Consider the following 15534-nt stretch of genomic DNA (forward strand, 5'->3'; position numbering starts at 1 on the left):
CTAACAATTCGTTCAAGCCGAGCCCGCTTCGCGGTCTCGGACCAGCCGAGTCGCATCGCGCGGGCCGGCTTAACTCAGGCGTTAGATCGCAAGAAGGACTTCGGATGAACCGTGACGCAGGGTTGGAAGAACTTGTCCGTGACGACTTGCACGCAATCTCCGGACTTTCGGAGAAGGCTATGTTCGGCGGCTGGGCATGGCTTCTCAATGGAAACCTACTGTGCGGCTCACGCCAAGATGGCCTTCTTGTCCGTTTAGGCAAAGACAACGACGCTTGGGCTCTTCAGGTGGCCGGTATTGAGCCCATGCTTTCTGGCGAGCGCACTATGCATGGCTGGATTCGTTGCGGACCAGGTGTATTTGGTGACGACAAGATGCGTAATCAATTATTGTCTCAAGCGATTAAGTTCGTTCGCTTACTGCCTAGCAAGTAATCATGGCGGCGGCCTGACAATTCGTTCAAGCCGGGCCCGCTGCGAGGCCTCGGATAGACCGGAACCGCATCTGGCGGGCCGACCTGACTCAGGTACTAGGCAAAGGTTGAAGATTCGATGTAATTTTTAAGCGATTTCAGTACGGCAGGAAAATCCGAGGTGATCATCTTTCCAATCTTCTCTTCATCCCGACCAGCTGCGCCAGTAGCAAATATCACATTAACCTCCGATTCTGATACTTCTCGAATTCGGTAGCAAACCTTCACTGATGTTGACCCGATATCGGATACATCATCGAAGCGGACGTTCTCTTCCACATAATCCAGTGTGCTTTGGATTTCATCACCATCGGACGACGTCATGGTGAAATTTCCGCCTCTCGAAACAGTCCATGGAGTTCAATTTTCTTCACGCCATCGTTCCAACGATGGTCATTCATTGACGGCTTGGAAAACCTTCCACACACGGGAAGGCGCTGTTCGGATACGCATGGTTATCGTATCTGCATGTCTTTCCGCCATTGTCATGTTTTGTCTTGCGGGACTATTCACTGGCGTCCTGGCCTAGGATTTCATCCAGTCGCATGTCGATGGAACATGCTTCGTCAATCCCCGGATCTGGCGCTAACTTTCGTTGGCTACTTCGTTCTCGCCTGCCTGATGGTATTGACCTATCGCAAGTCAGCCCTGCTAACGGCAAATCCGGTCAAACGCGGCTTGGCTGTCGGCCTTGCATTCGCCGTGGTTTGGTTGATGCCCTACAGCCTCGTGCTCTTTTCCATGTATCGTTTCCCGTATGAAGCGCTTGCGATCGACTTTCCTGGACTCTCGTCGAGCAAGGGTTTGGCGGCGTGGTCATTGGCATGGCGCAAGGAAAACGACACGAAACTTGACGGTTCCTTGAATTCGACGCGACCCTTCAGCAGCAGCGCGTTTCAAGCAATTCGCGATTCCTGCGCCACAGCGAGCGACGGGCCTTGGTTCAAAATCACTTGCGCTATGAGACCTTTCATCGCTCTCATCGTTGCGGCCTTCGCGTTCGGCGCGACCGGCTGCACGAGCGACCAGACGAAGAACATGGCGGAAACCTGCCAGAATCCGCTTGAGCAGGTCGATCCTTCGGACGTGAAAACATTCATCTAGGATGCTCAGGAAAAACTCTCCTCGCTGAGCAAGCCGGGCGACAAGATCACCGCCTACCTGCGCGGCATCCAAGGCCCGGAGGTCATGACCTACAAGCCCGTCCTCGAGCAGTGCTTATGGCTGCTCAAGTCGCGCCAGACATGGTGAAGATGCGCTTCGCTTGTTTGTTGTAACGCGACTTTTTCGCGAAGGCAGGAGTGGCGACTCTTGAGGAGGCCACCAAGGCAAGCCCCCGCCTTGCTAGCACGCGGGTACGACTTTCGCTTCGCTTGCCGCATCGGCGACCCTCCACAAGTACAGGCTTGCATAGGTTCGATAGGGCCCCCAACGCTCGCCGCGGGCGAGCAACTCCCTGGATGTGGGCATCACGCCCAACCCATCCACGACTTGCGCACCCTTGCGGATACCGAGATCGTCGACCGGAAGAATATCGGGCCGCCCCAAACGAAACATCAGCATCATCTCCACCGTCCAGCGGCCGATGCCGCGGATGGGTACCAATGCTTCGACGATGGCATTCTCGTCCATGCAAGACATACGCCGCAGCCCCGGGATTTCACCGGCTTCTTCGCGCCTGGCGAGATCACGCAACGCAAGTAACTTGTTGCCGGATACCCCGCAAGCACGGATGTCCGCATCGTCGCGACGCGCCAGCGTATCGCAATGGAAACGCTTGCTGCCGATCGAGGTTTCCACGCGGGAAACGATTGTGGCAGCGGCTTTGCCGCTCAGCTGCTGGTAGAGGATCGCGCGCGCCAAGGCATCGACTGGATCGAATGGTTTGTGCCAACGTGGATCGGCCTGGATCGGGCCAAGCCTCTTCATCCATGCGCCGAGTTTGCGGTCGCGAAGGATCAGGTGCGCGAACGCCGCTTCGGTATCGAATCCTCGTGCGTACCGCGGCATTCACGTGTTCCTTTCGACAGGTTGCGTCTCGACAAAAAGACGAACGCCGCGACAAGCGCGGCGTTCGTTCGATGCATCGGCAGGCTATGCCTGCCCGATCACTTCAGCGGCCAATAAACGTCGAACTGGCCGTTCTCGGTGAACGCAGCTGCGACACCGGACTTGTAGGATTCATAGGCGCGGCCCGTGACTTCGTAGCCGGCGGTCACCGACCATGCACGCAACGCGTTACGCGCGTTTTCCAGCTCGGCCATGTAACCCGTGTAAGACGCGGTGGCCACCTTGCCCGGCTTGGACTGTTCGAACTTCACAGGCCCCTGCAAGGACACGTCGCCAACCGCGCCGCCGTCCTTCTTGCGCACGACCTGAACCACGTCGAAGTTGTAGGTCTCGCGAGCCAGCTCGGTGGTGACAATGCGCAGCGGCCCTACGGCTTCCAGCCCGTTCGCATCCATCACCCGGCGAATCCACTCGCTGTTGGCGGCGATCGATGCCTGGATCTGCGAGTTGCCGCGCTCGACGCTGCCGGCACTGACGAACAACACGTCTTCGGCAGGGCGATCGACGACTTTGAAACCGGTCAGCTTGCTGCCGGAGACGGCATAGTCGACGTTCGGCACTGCAGCCAACATGTTGACAATGCGCCCCAGCCCCATCTTCATGTCGTCGCCAACATGGCGCGACACGTACATCCCGGCGTAACGGCCCAGCAGGTTCCAACCGTACTCGACGTCGTAGGTCTGGGAGATCTCGACATTGCGATTGTTGCGGCCGGTTGGCTTGAAGGTGAAGCTGGTGCGCTTGTTGCTGCCGCGCTCCGGGTTATCGATCTTGTAGCTGATCTTCTCGCGCGGGACGCTTTCCGTGATTTCCCACGACCCCTTGCCCAGCTCCTCTTCCTTCGACACGTAGTCGAGACGGGCGCCCACACCCGAATCAGGGCCAGAGTAGCTGAACTGCACGCGCGGGTCGCGCAATACCAACGGGTTCCAGTCCTTGAAGCGGCGCACGCCGTTCAGGCTGTCGAACACGATGGTCAGCTTGCGATTGGTCTCGATCTTCTCGACCAGGTGGCGCTTGGATGGCAACACCAAGGCCACGACTAAGAACAGGCCCAGCACGATCGCAAGGGAAATCAGGATCTCGAGCAAACGAGTCATTCAGGAATCTCCGGGTAAGCCGCATCGCGGCGTACGGCCGCGCAGACCCGTCATCGTACCAAACCGACCGGGGGCCGTGGGAGAGGGAAAATTGCGACCGGTTAGACCAATTGCAGCTCGAACGCTTTCAACACGGCGCGCGTACGGTCGCGTACGCCCAGTTTGCTGAGAATGTTCGAGACGTGGTTCTTGATCGTGCCCTCGGCCACACCCAGCGAATTGGCGATTTCCTTGTTGGAAAAACCTGAGGCCATCAACCGGAGGATCTCGGTTTCACGGTCGGTCAGCGGATCCGGGCGATCCAGGCTGACGAATTCGTTGCGCATGTGCTCCAGCCCGGACAGCAGGCGCTGGGTCACGGCCGGTTGTACCAGCGAGCCGCCGCCGGCAACGGCCTGGATGGCATCGACCAGTTGCTCCAGTGACACGTCCTTGAGCAGGTAGCCCTTGGCTCCGGCCTTGATCCCGGCCAGTACCAGTTGGTCGTCGTCGAAGGTGGTGAGGATGATGGTCGGCGGCAAGGTGCCGGCGCGACCCATCGCCTGCAGGGCTTCCAGCCCGGACATCACCGGCATGCGCATGTCCATCAACACCACGTCGGGCCCGACGTGCGGGATGTGCTCGACGGCTTGGCGCCCGTCGGACGCTTCGGCCACCACTTCGATGCCCTCCGCCAATGCAAGCAGGGAGCGAATGCCTTGTCGCACCAGGGTCTGGTCGTCGACCAAGAAGACACGAATCATGCAGCCACTCCTTCGGGAATGCCGGGATCGACGTTCGAGGCCGCCGGCAAGGTCACTGTGAGTTGGAAACCTTCGCCGCGGCCGGTTGCGATCTCCAGTCGGCCACCGCACTGGTGCAGGCGCTCCCGCAAGCCCTGCAGGCCATTGCCTGGTACCAGGTCATCCGAACCGTCGCCGTCGTCGCGCACTTGCATCACCACCTGGGAGCCGTCGCCATGCGCGCTCAGCCACAGGTTGTGCGCACCGGCATGGCGTACCGCGTTGGTGATCGCTTCCTGGGCGCAGCGCAGCAACACGTGCGCGCGCTCCGGATCCTCGACCGTCAGCGGCTGCTGGATATCCATGTGGATGTCGAGCTTCGGCACGTTTTCGGCCAACGGGCGCAACGCGACGCCGAGGTCGATCGCCCCGCCCTCGCGCAACTGGCTGACTGCCTCGCGTACATCGGTGAGCAGCAAGCGCGCCAAGGTATGCGCTTGCTGCACATGTTCCTTGACCCGCCCCTCGGACAGATGGCCGGCCACCTCCAGGTTCAGGCTCAGCGCAGTCAGGTGATGACCCAGCAGATCGTGCAGCTCACGCGAGATGCGGGTGCGTTCATTGACGCGGGCGCTCTCGGCCAACAAGGCGCGGGTCGAACGCAGTTCCGCATTCAGCCGGCGCTGCTCCTCGCGCGCCTCCGATTGCTGCAACGCAACAAGACTGGTGATGAAAACGAAGCCGGAGAACCCCGCATACAACAGCGATTGCATCAACGCATCCAGCAGCGGGAAGTTCAGCCACAGCGCGAACACCGGCACGGTCGCCAACTGGCTGATCACCAACCAGGCCGCGCCCAGCTGCAGTGGCAATAGCCACGGCAATACGCAGGCCGCGACCATCAACAACACGCTCCCCAGCCCGGATCCGTTGAAGTAGCTGACCCCGAGCGCTGCCATGGTCAACAGCAGCAGTAGCATGTAATCGCCGACGGAACGGTTGCGGTGGCCCAGCCCGCGCGTCAACCAGGTGTAGCTCAAACCGAAAACGAAATAGGCGACCCAGCCCTGCCATGGCATCGGCGGCAGGATCAGTTCCTCGTCCCCGAGTTGCCCATACATCGGCCGGATCCAGGAATACAGCAATGGCAGGCCGACCATCGCCCAGGTGAACAGGCCGGCGTAGCGCAGCAGGCGGGTATGTGAGAGTCGGGAGAGCATGCGGATTTATAACCTCTTAACGGGCACCGCGCCCGCGCCGAAGGTCATGGCCGCGACGAACGGCCCATGCGATAATCCGGACAGGTCGCGCATCGGCGCGGCAGTCTGCAGCAAGCCATACGGAGCCAAGGAATGTCGATCGCCATCCGCGACGTGCGCGAGCACGAGCTGGATTCCGTCCTCGCCCTGAACAACGCCGCAGGACCCGCGATCCTCCCCCTCGATGCGGCCAGGCTTCGCCTGCTGTTCGACAGCGCGGAGTATTTCCGCGTGGCCGTGCGCGACGACGCCATCGCCGGCTTTCTCATCGGCCTCGGTTCGCACGCGCATCACGACAGCAGCAACTTCGCCTGGTTCCACCAGCGCTATCCCGACTTCTTCTATATCGACCGCGTCGCGGTGGCGTCGCGGCGGCGCGGTGGTGGTGTCGGCCGGGCGCTGTACGCTGACGTGCAAAGTTACGCCGAACTGCGCTACCCGCATATGGCCTGCGAAGTGTTCCTGCAGCCCGGCACCGACCACGCCCTGCTGTTCCACGGCAGCTTCGGTTTCCGCGAAGTCGGCCAGCACGTGATGCCCCTGTACGATGTGCGCGCGGCGATGTTGATGAAATCCCTATGTAGCTACCCATGGGTTCGCGATACCTATGGCGACGCGCTGCCTGATGAAGCCTGGCTGCTGCATCCGCGCCCGGTACGCGCCGCGCAACGTCCCACGGGTACCTGCGCATGAGCGCGGCGGTCGATTACGCCCAGGCGGGCGAACTGAAGTTCGGCCAAGTCGGCATCGCCAATCTGCGCGTGCGCACGCTGGATGTCGCGCAACTTGCCACGGAAATGCAGGGCCGCGTGCAGCGCGCACCCAACCTGTTCGCGCGTGCGGCGGTGGTGCTGGATTTCGGCGGACTGAGCCAGACGCCATCCCTCGAGGACGCCCGCGCTCTGGTCGAGGGCCTGCGTACCGCCGGCGTGCTGCCGGTTGCATTGGCCTATGGCACGAAAGAGATCGAAGCGCTCTCGCAACAACTTGGCCTGCCGCTGCTGGCCAAGTTCCGCGCGCAATACGAACGCCTCGATGGCGATACCCCGCCACCCACGCCAGCGGTCGAACCCGCTCGCGCGAAGAAAAGCGAGCCGCCGCCAGTAACCACGAAACCGGCAGCGGTTTCTGCCAGCCCCGGCCTGATCCAGCGCACACCGGTACGCTCCGGCCAGCAGGTGTACGCGGACAACCGCGACCTCACCGTGCTCAGCGCGGTCGGTGCCGGCGCGGAAGTGATCGCCGACGGCAGCATCCACATCTACGGCGCATTGCGCGGTCGCGCGCTGGCCGGCGCGCAAGGCAACGAGGACGCACGCATCTTCTGCCGCGAGTTCCATGCGGAACTGGTTGCGGTCGCCGGGCATTACAAGGTATTGGAAGACATCCCGAAGGAGCTGCGCGGCAAGGCTGTGCAGATCTGGCTGGAGAACGGGCAAATCAAACTCGCCGCGCTCGACTAGCGCGCATTGCGTTTCAACGGAGAAGCCAACTTGGCGGAAATCATCGTAGTCACATCGGGCAAGGGCGGCGTCGGCAAGACCACTTCCAGTGCCAGCATCGCCACCGGGCTGGCGCGCCGCGGCAAGAAGGTCGCGGTCATCGACTTCGACGTCGGCCTGCGCAACCTCGACCTGATCATGGGCTGCGAACGCCGCGTGGTGTACGACTTCGTCAACGTGATCCACGGCGAGGCCACCCTCAAGCAGGCGCTGATCAAGGACAAGCGCTTCGACAGCCTGTACGTGCTGGCCGCGTCGCAGACCCGCGACAAGGACGCGCTGACCAAGGAAGGCGTGGAGAAGGTGCTGAAGGACCTGGCCGACGACGGCTTCGACTACATCGTCTGCGACTCCCCCGCCGGCATCGAGAAGGGTGCATTCCTGGCGATGTATTTTGCCGACAAGGCGGTGGTGGTGGTGAACCCGGAAGTGTCGTCGGTTCGCGACTCGGACCGCATCCTCGGCCTGCTCGCATCCAAGACCCGCCGCGCCGAACATGGCGATGGCGACGTCACCGCCTACCTGCTGCTGACCCGCTACAGCCCGCAGCGTGTCGAGAACGGCGAAATGCTGTCGATCACCGACGTCGAGGAAGTGCTGGGCCTGAAGACGATCGGCGTGATCCCCGAATCCGGCGACGTGCTGAACGCCTCCAACAAGGGCGAGCCGGTGATCATGGATGCCGAATCCAACGCCGGCCAAGCCTATGACGACGCCGTCGCGCGCCTCATGGGCGAAGAGCGCCCCATGCGCTTCACCCAGCTGGAGAAGAAGGGTTTCTTCAGCAAGCTGTTCGGGGGTTGAGGCATGTCGATCTTTGATTTCCTGAAGCCCAAGAAGACCACCGCCGCCACCGCCAAGAACCGCCTGCAGATCATCATCGCGCAGGAACGCAGCTCGCATGGCGCGCCGGATTACTTGCCGCTGATGCGCCGCGAGATCCTGGAAGTGATCCGCAAGTACGTGAACGTGGATGCCGATGCGGTGAAGGTCGACGTGGTCAAGGACGGCGAACACGACGTACTGGATATCTCGGTGTCGCTGCCCGAACGCGGTGCGGCGGCAGGCGCCTGATCCAAGCCTGCGCGCTACGGGCAACATGATCCTGACTCTGGCGGACATCGGCTTCGACGATGCCGCCGCCCTGCTCGCTCGACACGGATTGACGCTACAGCGCGTCGATGACGGCGAGACGATCCCCGGTAGCTACTGGGGCGAATGCGAAGCCGGCATCATCGGCGACTGCGTGTACGCACGCAGCGACACTCCGGTGCATTCGCTGCTGCACGAAGCCTGCCACTTGATCGTGCTGCCGCCGGAGCGGCGTGCGCAGGTGCACACCGACGCCACCGATTCGATCGAAGAAGAAAACGCCGTATGCGTGTTGCAAGTCCTGTTGGGCGATGCACTGCCTGGCGTGGGTCGCGATCGCGTCCTTGCCGACATGGACGAATGGGGCTACACCTTCCGCCTGGGTTCGGCTCGTGCCTATTTCGAACGGGATGCCGAAGCTGCGTGGCAATGGTTGGATGCACGCGGGTTGGCCCATGGACGGACGATCGACCCGTAACTCGGGCCATCGAAACGAAACGTCCCGTTCCGCCGGCTTGCGGACATGCCCCCATGGTTATGCATAGTCTACTTGTGCAACGCTGCAGGCGAGCACTGCATATGCACAAACCGATTTCACGACCACTGGGGACAGCGCCATGGTGTCCGAACGCCGCCGTCATTTCCTGAAGCTCTCCGCCGCCGCCGCGGCCGGCACCATCGGCGTGCAGCTTTTGCCGAAAGTGATCCGCGATGCGATTGCGGTCGAACCCGCGGTGGTCACCGGCACGATCCAGGACGTGCAGCACGTGGTGATCCTGATGCAGGAGAATCGTTCGTTCGATCACTACCTGGCCGCGTTGCGCGGTGTACGCGGTTTCGACGACCCGCGCCCGATCCCGCTACCTGGCGGCGGCACCGTCTGGCAGCAACCGGATCGCATCGGCGGCAAGAAGGTCACGCTGCCATTCCACCTCGATACCGGCACGACCGCCGCGCAATGCCTGTCCGACATCGACCACAACTGGAAGCGCTCGCACGCGCTGTGGAAAAACCATGACGCATGGGTGCAGGTGAAGGGCCCGTTCTGCATGGGCCACTTCACCCGTGAGGACTTGCCGTTCTACTACGCAGTAGCCGATGCCTTCACCGTATGCGACGCGTACTATTGCTCGATCTTCGGGCCGACCAACCCGAACCGGATGCACATGTTCGCCGGCACCAGTGGCCTGACTGTTGGCAACAGCGGCATGCAGGCGGTGGGCAACAAGGACGACGGCAACTGGACCGCCGACATGTCCAGGGACGATCCGGATTTCGTGGCGTACACCTGGGGCACCTACGCCGAGCGCTTGCAAGACGCAGGCGTGAGCTGGAAGGTCTACCAGGAATACGACAACTACGGCGACAACTCGCTGCAGAATTTCGCCAACTTCCGCAACCTGCCCGCATCCTCCCCGCTGTATCAACGCGGCCGCGCATGGGTGGCGGGCTCCATCGCGGAGAACGCTTCCGCATCGCGCGGCGAATACCTCGTGAGCGCCTTCAAACGCGACGTGGAAGCGGGCACGCTACCGCAGGTCTCGTGGCTGGTACCGCCCTACATCATGAGCGAACACCCCGAGGCATCGCCCGCCTATGGCGAATCGCTGACTTCGCGTCTGCTGGAAGTACTCGCGGCCAATCCCGCTGTCTGGTCGAAGACGGTGTTCATCGTCAACTACGACGAGAACGGCGGCTTCTTCGACCATGTGCCCGCACCGCTGCCGGCGATCGAGCGCAGCATGGGACTGAGCACCGTCGATACCGGCACGGAGAACTACAACGGCGTGCCGGTTGGTCTGGGCCCACGCACGCCGATGTTCGTGATTTCGCCGTGGAGCAAGGGCGGCTGGGTGAACTCGCAGGTGTTCGACCATACATCCACGATCCGCTTCCTCGAACGACGCTTCGGGGTGATGGAACCCAACATCAGCGAATGGCGGCGCGCCGTGTGCGGCGACCTAACCACGGCCATGGCGTTCGCCCATCCCGATGTAGCCTGGCCCGCATTGCCGAATACCTCCGGCAATATCGGCGGTGCCGATGCCGCCTGCATGCTCGCCAAACCACGCGTACCGGCCGAGCAGGCGATGCCGCGCCAGGAACGCGGCCGGCGGCCGGCCCGCGCCCTGCCCTACGACCTGCAAGTCGACGGACGTCCCGATACCGCGAACGGCTTGTATTGGCTCGATTTCATCAACACCGGTGCGGCGGGAGCGTGCTTCAACGTGTACTCGCTCAATCGCGATGATGGCCCTTGGTTCTATACGGTAGAGGCCGGCAAGCGGCTGTCCGACTACTGGAACGCGGCCGCGGTGAGCACCGACAAATACGATTTGCGCGCATTCGGGCCGAACGGATTCCTGCGTGAATTCAGGGGCAACCTGCTGACCGCCGGTTCCGGGCATCCGCAACCGGAAGTGCAGGTACGTTACGACACTGCCGGCGGACGCATTCTTCTGCGCCTGCACAACGCGGGCAACGCCGCCTGCATATTGACGGTGACGCCCAACCTCTACAGCGCCGAACCGGCGCGCATCCATCCCCTTCCAGCAGGTGCGACCATCGACGATGCATGGTCGATCCTCGATGGCGACCATTGGTACGACCTCTCCATCGCTTCGGACTCCGACACCGATTTCCTCCGTCGACTGGCCGGACACATGGAAACCGGCCTGGCGAGCATCAGCGACCCGGCGATCGGCGCATAGCGTCCGCCACGCGGGACATGAACCACGTCACTTGCGGCCAGCGCTGGACACGGTAGCCTTGCCGTTCCTGCGCATTACGCTGCCGAGGTACGTCCCGTGAAACTACGCCCTGCCCTGCTTGCCCTTGCCATTGTCGGCAGCCTTGGCCTTGCCGCCTGCAAGCGCGATGCCGCAGCACCCGCCGCCACTGGCGTCGCCCCGTCGCCGGCAGGCGAAACCGCGGATCAGTTCATCGCCCGCGTCAACGACGAATTCCGCAAGAGCTACGCAGAACTGACTTCGGCGCAATGGCTGTCCAACACCTACATCAACAGCGATAGTGAAATGCTGGCGGCGAAGGCCAACGAACGCTGGCTGACCCAGCTCAATGGCTGGATCGAACAGTCCAAGCGCTTCGAAGGCAAGCAGATGTCGCCGGAGACCGCGCGTGCGATCAAGCTGCTCAAGCTGATGACCGCGATGCCGGCGCCGAAGGATCCGAAGAAGCTGGAAGAGCTGACCCAGATCGCCACCCGCATGGAAGGCATGTATGGCTCCGGCAACTACTGCAAGGGTGAAGGCGATGCCAAGTCCTGCCGCGACATCGGCCAACTCAGCGAAGTGCTGGCCACCAGCCGCGACTACGACGCCCAGCTGGATGCATGGCAAGGTTGGCACACCATCAGCCAACCGATGCGCAAGGACTACATCCGCTTCGCAGAACTGGTGAACGAGGGCGCGAAGGAAATGGGCTTCGCCGATGCCGGCGAGATGTGGCGTTCCGGCTACGACATGAGCCCGGCCGAGCTGGCCGCCGAAACCGATCGCCTGTGGGACCAGGTCAAGCCGCTGTACGAACAACTGCACTGCTACGCGCGCGGTAAGCTCGACGCGAAGTACGGCAAGGACAAGGGTGAAGTGGCCGGCGGCATGCTGCCGGCGCACCTGATGGGCAACCTGTGGCAGCAGGACTGGGGCAACCTCTGGGACATGATGCAGCCCTACCCGGGCGCCGGCAGCCTGGACGTGAACACTGCACTGCGCGCGATTTCCCAGGCCGACCTCACCAGCGAACGCGCGAAGCCCGGTACGCCGGGTGCATCCGCGGCACAACGCGAGGTGGATGCCGAACGCGCCGCCGCACTCGTCACCGCCAAGAAGATGACCGAGCGTGCGCAGGACTTCTACACCTCGCTCGACATGCCCAAGCTGCCGCAGAGCTATTGGGAGAAGACCCAGTTCATCAAGCCGCGCGACCGCGACGTGGTCTGCCACGCCAGCGCCTGGGACATGAACATGGCCGGCGACGTGCGTACCAAGATGTGCATCGTGCCCAACGAGGAAGAGCTGACCACGATCTACCACGAGCTCGGCCACATCTATTACGACCTGGCCTACAACAAGCAGCCGCCGCTGTTCCAGGGCGGCGCGCATGACGGTTTCCACGAAGCCATTGGCGACACCATCGTGCTGGCGATGACGCCGAAGTACCTGGCCTCGGTCGGCCTGGTCGGCGAACAGCAGCAGAGCAACGAGGCACTGATCAATGCGCAGATGCGCATGGCGCTGGCCAAGGTCGCGTTCCTGCCGTTCGGCCTGATGATCGACCGCTGGCGCTGGGGCGTGTTCGACGGTTCGATCAAGCCGGACGGCTACAACAAGGCGTGGTGGGAATTGAAGGCGAAGTACCAGGGCGTCGCGCCCGTCACTCCACGCGGTGAGACCTACTTCGATCCGGGCGCGAAATACCATGTGCCAGGCAACACACCGTACACCCGCTACTTCCTCTCGCACGTGCTGCAGTTCCAATTCTACAAGGCCTTGTGCGACGCCTCCGGCTACAAGGGCCCGCTGTACGAATGCAGTTTCTACGGCAACAAGGAAGCCGGCAAGAAGTACTGGGCGATGCTGTCCAAGGGCGCCAGCCAGCCATGGCAGCAGACCATGAAGGAACTCACCGGCGGCGAGAAGATGGACGCCTCCGCCGTGCTCGAATACTTCGCGCCGCTGCAGACCTGGCTGAAGGAACAGAACGCGGGCAGCAGCTGCGGCTGGAATGCAGCCGGAACTGCCGCTGGGGCAACGCCCGCTACCCCGCAGAAAGCCGGCTGAAATCCAAGCCCGGCATCGAAATCGAAGACCCGCATCGCGGGTCTTCTTTTTTCCGGCAAGCAAGCGCAATACTGGCGGGATGAATGACGATCTCTCTCCACAGCCTGCCAAGACTGCTACCGCCTTGCCGGCACGCTATTACGTCGATCCGTCGATGGCGGTGGTCGACCGCGAATTCATCCTCGACCGCAACTGGCAGTTGCTCGCACATGTGAGCCAGTTGCGCGAGGCCGGCGACCACATCGTCGCCGACCTCGGCGGCCTGCCGGTGATCGGCGTGCGCGGCACAGACGGCGAGATTCGCGTCTTCCACAACGTCTGCCGGCATCGCGCCGGACCAATCGCGCAGCGCGATGGCCTGGCCGCGAAATCACTGCGTTGCCGCTACCACGGCTGGAATTACGGACTAGATGGCGTGCTCAAGTCAGCGCCGGAAATGAAGGACGCGCAAGACTTCGATGTCGCCGAGATCCGCCTGCCGCAACTCGCGGTGAAGGTCTGGCAGGGCATGCTGTTCGCCGCGGTCGATGCGGAGCATGCGCCCGATTTCGATGCCTTCGTCGCCGGCATTGATGCACGGCTCGGCCCGGATCGTAGGCTGGACCGTTACGGTGGCCACCATCGCGCCAGCTACGACATCGCCTGCAACTGGAAGGTCTATGTCGACAATTACCTCGAGGGCTACCACGTCCCGCATGTGCATCCCGGCTTGAACCGGTTGCTGGACTACCGCAGCTATCGCACCGAGCTGTCGCCGTGGCATTCGCTGCAATGGAGTCCGCTGGAAAGCGACGCCTCTCTCTACGGCAATGGCGACGCGCTGTACTACTGGCTGTGGCCGAACGCGATGCTCAACATCCTTCCCGGCCGGCTGCAGACCAACCGGGTGATCCCGCTGGGCGTGGGCCGCTGCCGGGTGCTGTTCGACAGCTACTACGCGCTGGACGATGCCGGCGAACCCGACCCCGCCAAGCGCGACGCCGACCTCAATTTCAGCGACGAAGTGCAACACGAAGACCTCGGCATCTGCGAGGACGTGCAGCGTGGTTTCGCTTCGGGCAGCTATGTCCCTGGCCGCCTGAACCCGCTGCGCGAAACCGGCGTGCACCACTTCCATGAATTGCTGCGCGCGGCGTATTGCCAGGCCGCGACATCGACTCCCTGATCGTCCACCGAACCCGCAGAGGAACACCGCATGACCGATCCAGGCACTGAACCCCAGGTTGCGGCGAAGCCCCTCGGTTTGTGGATGGCGACCGCGCTGGTCGTCGGCAGCATGATCGGCAGCGGCGTGTTCCTGCTACCGGCCGCACTGGCACCGTACGGCGCCGCCAGCCTGGTGGGTTGGGCCATCGCCCTGTGCGGCGCGTTGCTGCTCGCGGCCACCTTCGCCAAGCTCGCGGTGCATTGGCCGTGCACGGGCGGGCCCTATGCCTATGTGCGCCGTTCGTTCGGGGATGCCGCCGGGTTCGGCATCGCCTGGAGTTACTGGATCTCGATCTGGTCCGGCATGGCCGCGATCGCCGTGGCCTTCGCCGGCAGCATCGGGGCGATCTTCCCGGCGCTCACCGCAACGCCAGTGCGCGCGGCGACCTGCGCCCTCGTTGCGCTGTGGATCTGCACCTTCGTCAATCTGGCAGGGCTGCGCGAGGCCGGACGGCTGCAGGTCCTGCTCACTGCGCTGAAACTGGTGCCACTGCTGTTGTTCGGCATCGTCGCGTTGTGGTTTGTCGATGCCGGCAACTACATCCCGTTCAACCCGAGTGGCGAATCCCTGCCGAAAGTCGCGCATGTCACCGTGATCCTGAGCATGTGGGCGCTGTGCGGACTGGAAGTCGCCACCGTGCCGGCAGGTTCGATCCGCGATCCAAAGCGCACCATCCCGCGAGCCACGCTGCTGGGCACCTTGCTGGCCGGCATCGCCACCATCCTCGCCTGCACCGCGGTGATCGGCCTGGTGCCGGGCGATGTACTCAAGGACTCCGGCGCGCCGATGGCCGAAGCGGCCGGGCGCGTGTGGGGACCGGGCGCGGCGCTCGGCATCGCGGCACTGGCAGCCGTCTCCACCTTTGGCGCGATCAACGGCTGGGTGATGGTCTGCGCGCAGGTCTCGCTGGCGGCCGCCGGTGATGGCCTGTTCCCGCGTGCATTCGCGCGCTTGGATCGCAACGGCACGCCGGCGTTCGGCATCCTGGTCGGCAGCGTGCTGGCAACGGTGCTGGTGATCGCTAGCTACAGCCGTTCGCTGGTGGAGCTGTTCACCTTCATCCTGCTGATCTCGACCTCGGCCATCCTGCTGCCCTATGCCGCCAGCAGCGCGGCCTGGCTGCGTAGTGGCGGCAGCAACGGCGGCCGTGCCGTCGCGTTCCTGGCCCTGCTGTACAGCCTGTTTGCCTTGTCAGGTGCCGGTGCGGAGGCGCTGGCCTGGGGCGCGGTGCTGTTGCTGGCCGGCGCGCCGATCTACCTGTGGATGAAGCGCCGCCCGACCGTGGTCGCCGGGCGGTAAAACCGCATC

16 protein-coding genes are annotated in these 15534 nt (G+C 63.0%); 11 read left to right on the forward strand and 5 right to left on the reverse strand.

Features of this window, described 5'->3' with window-relative positions:
• Window positions 1-104 precede the first annotated feature (104 nt).
• Window positions 105-434, forward strand: a complete 330-nt coding sequence (locus G7079_RS10335; protein WP_166057222.1) for a TfoX/Sxy family protein — start codon at window positions 105-107, stop codon at window positions 432-434.
• A 95-nt stretch (window positions 435-529) separates the two neighbouring features.
• On the opposite strand, the gene G7079_RS10340 is transcribed toward G7079_RS10335, so the two are convergent.
• Entirely contained in the window at window positions 530-796 is a 267-nt protein-coding gene (locus tag G7079_RS10340) for a hypothetical protein (protein ID WP_166057223.1), read from the reverse strand.
• 234 nt (window positions 797-1030) lie between these two features.
• Between G7079_RS10340 and G7079_RS10345 the strand changes: the two genes are divergently transcribed.
• Window positions 1031-1576 carry a hypothetical protein gene (locus G7079_RS10345; protein ID WP_166057224.1) on the forward strand — a complete coding sequence of 182 codons (546 nt, stop codon included), beginning with the start codon at window positions 1031-1033 and terminating at the stop codon, window positions 1574-1576.
• 240 nt (window positions 1577-1816) lie between these two features.
• Here the strand turns inward: G7079_RS10345 and G7079_RS10350 are convergent, their stop codons facing one another.
• From G7079_RS10350 to G7079_RS10365, 4 genes are all read right to left on the reverse strand, one after another.
• Complete coding sequence (locus G7079_RS10350; RefSeq protein ID WP_166057225.1) at window positions 1817-2482, reverse strand: DNA-3-methyladenine glycosylase; 666 nt, start codon at window positions 2480-2482, stop codon at window positions 1817-1819.
• Window positions 2483-2580: 98 nt separating this feature from the next.
• Window positions 2581-3642, reverse strand: coding sequence for an SRPBCC family protein (locus G7079_RS10355; protein ID WP_166057226.1), 1062 nt, complete (start codon window positions 3640-3642; stop codon window positions 2581-2583).
• 101 nt (window positions 3643-3743) lie between these two features.
• On the reverse strand, window positions 3744-4385 hold the full coding sequence (locus tag G7079_RS10360; protein WP_166057227.1) for a response regulator transcription factor: 642 nt from the start codon (window positions 4383-4385) through the stop codon (window positions 3744-3746).
• On the reverse strand, window positions 4382-5584 hold the full coding sequence (locus G7079_RS10365; protein ID WP_166057228.1) for a sensor histidine kinase: 1203 nt from the start codon (window positions 5582-5584) through the stop codon (window positions 4382-4384). The genes G7079_RS10360 and G7079_RS10365 overlap by 4 nt, the downstream gene beginning before the upstream one ends.
• Before the next feature lie 132 nt (window positions 5585-5716).
• Between G7079_RS10365 and G7079_RS10370 the strand changes: the two genes are divergently transcribed.
• The 9 genes from G7079_RS10370 to G7079_RS10410 all read left to right on the forward strand — a co-directional run bounded on the left by G7079_RS10370 (window position 5717) and on the right by G7079_RS10410 (window position 15525).
• Window positions 5717-6316, forward strand: a complete 600-nt coding sequence (locus G7079_RS10370; protein ID WP_166057229.1) for a GNAT family N-acetyltransferase — start codon at window positions 5717-5719, stop codon at window positions 6314-6316.
• Entirely contained in the window at window positions 6313-7086 is a 774-nt protein-coding gene (gene minC, locus G7079_RS10375) for a septum site-determining protein MinC (protein WP_166057230.1), read from the forward strand. Before G7079_RS10370 ends, minC begins: the two co-directional genes overlap by 4 nt.
• 30 nt (window positions 7087-7116) lie before the next feature.
• Window positions 7117-7929 (forward strand): septum site-determining protein MinD, encoded by an 813-nt coding sequence (minD, locus tag G7079_RS10380; RefSeq protein ID WP_166057231.1) that lies wholly within the window; start codon window positions 7117-7119, stop codon window positions 7927-7929.
• A 3-nt stretch (window positions 7930-7932) separates the two neighbouring features.
• Window positions 7933-8199 carry a cell division topological specificity factor MinE gene (minE, locus tag G7079_RS10385; RefSeq protein WP_166057232.1) on the forward strand — a complete coding sequence of 89 codons (267 nt, stop codon included), beginning with the start codon at window positions 7933-7935 and terminating at the stop codon, window positions 8197-8199.
• A 25-nt stretch (window positions 8200-8224) separates the two neighbouring features.
• Window positions 8225-8695 (forward strand): hypothetical protein, encoded by a 471-nt coding sequence (locus G7079_RS10390; protein ID WP_166057233.1) that lies wholly within the window; start codon window positions 8225-8227, stop codon window positions 8693-8695.
• Window positions 8696-8834: 139 nt separating this feature from the next.
• Window positions 8835-10928, forward strand: coding sequence for a phospholipase C, phosphocholine-specific (locus tag G7079_RS10395; RefSeq protein ID WP_166057234.1), 2094 nt, complete (start codon window positions 8835-8837; stop codon window positions 10926-10928).
• Window positions 10929-11024: 96 nt separating this feature from the next.
• On the forward strand, window positions 11025-13019 hold the full coding sequence (locus G7079_RS10400; RefSeq protein WP_166057235.1) for a M2 family metallopeptidase: 1995 nt from the start codon (window positions 11025-11027) through the stop codon (window positions 13017-13019).
• Window positions 13020-13098: 79 nt separating this feature from the next.
• Window positions 13099-14184 carry an aromatic ring-hydroxylating dioxygenase subunit alpha gene (locus G7079_RS10405; protein ID WP_166057236.1) on the forward strand — a complete coding sequence of 362 codons (1086 nt, stop codon included), beginning with the start codon at window positions 13099-13101 and terminating at the stop codon, window positions 14182-14184.
• A 30-nt stretch (window positions 14185-14214) separates the two neighbouring features.
• The gene (locus G7079_RS10410; RefSeq protein ID WP_166057237.1) at window positions 14215-15525 is read left to right on the forward strand and encodes an amino acid permease; all 1311 of its coding nucleotides are present in this window, start codon (window positions 14215-14217) and stop codon (window positions 15523-15525) included.
• Window positions 15526-15534 lie beyond the last annotated feature (9 nt).

Origin of the sequence: Thermomonas sp. HDW16 (genome assembly GCF_011302915.1) — a bacterium.
Classification (GTDB): Bacteria; Pseudomonadota; Gammaproteobacteria; order Xanthomonadales; family Xanthomonadaceae; genus Thermomonas.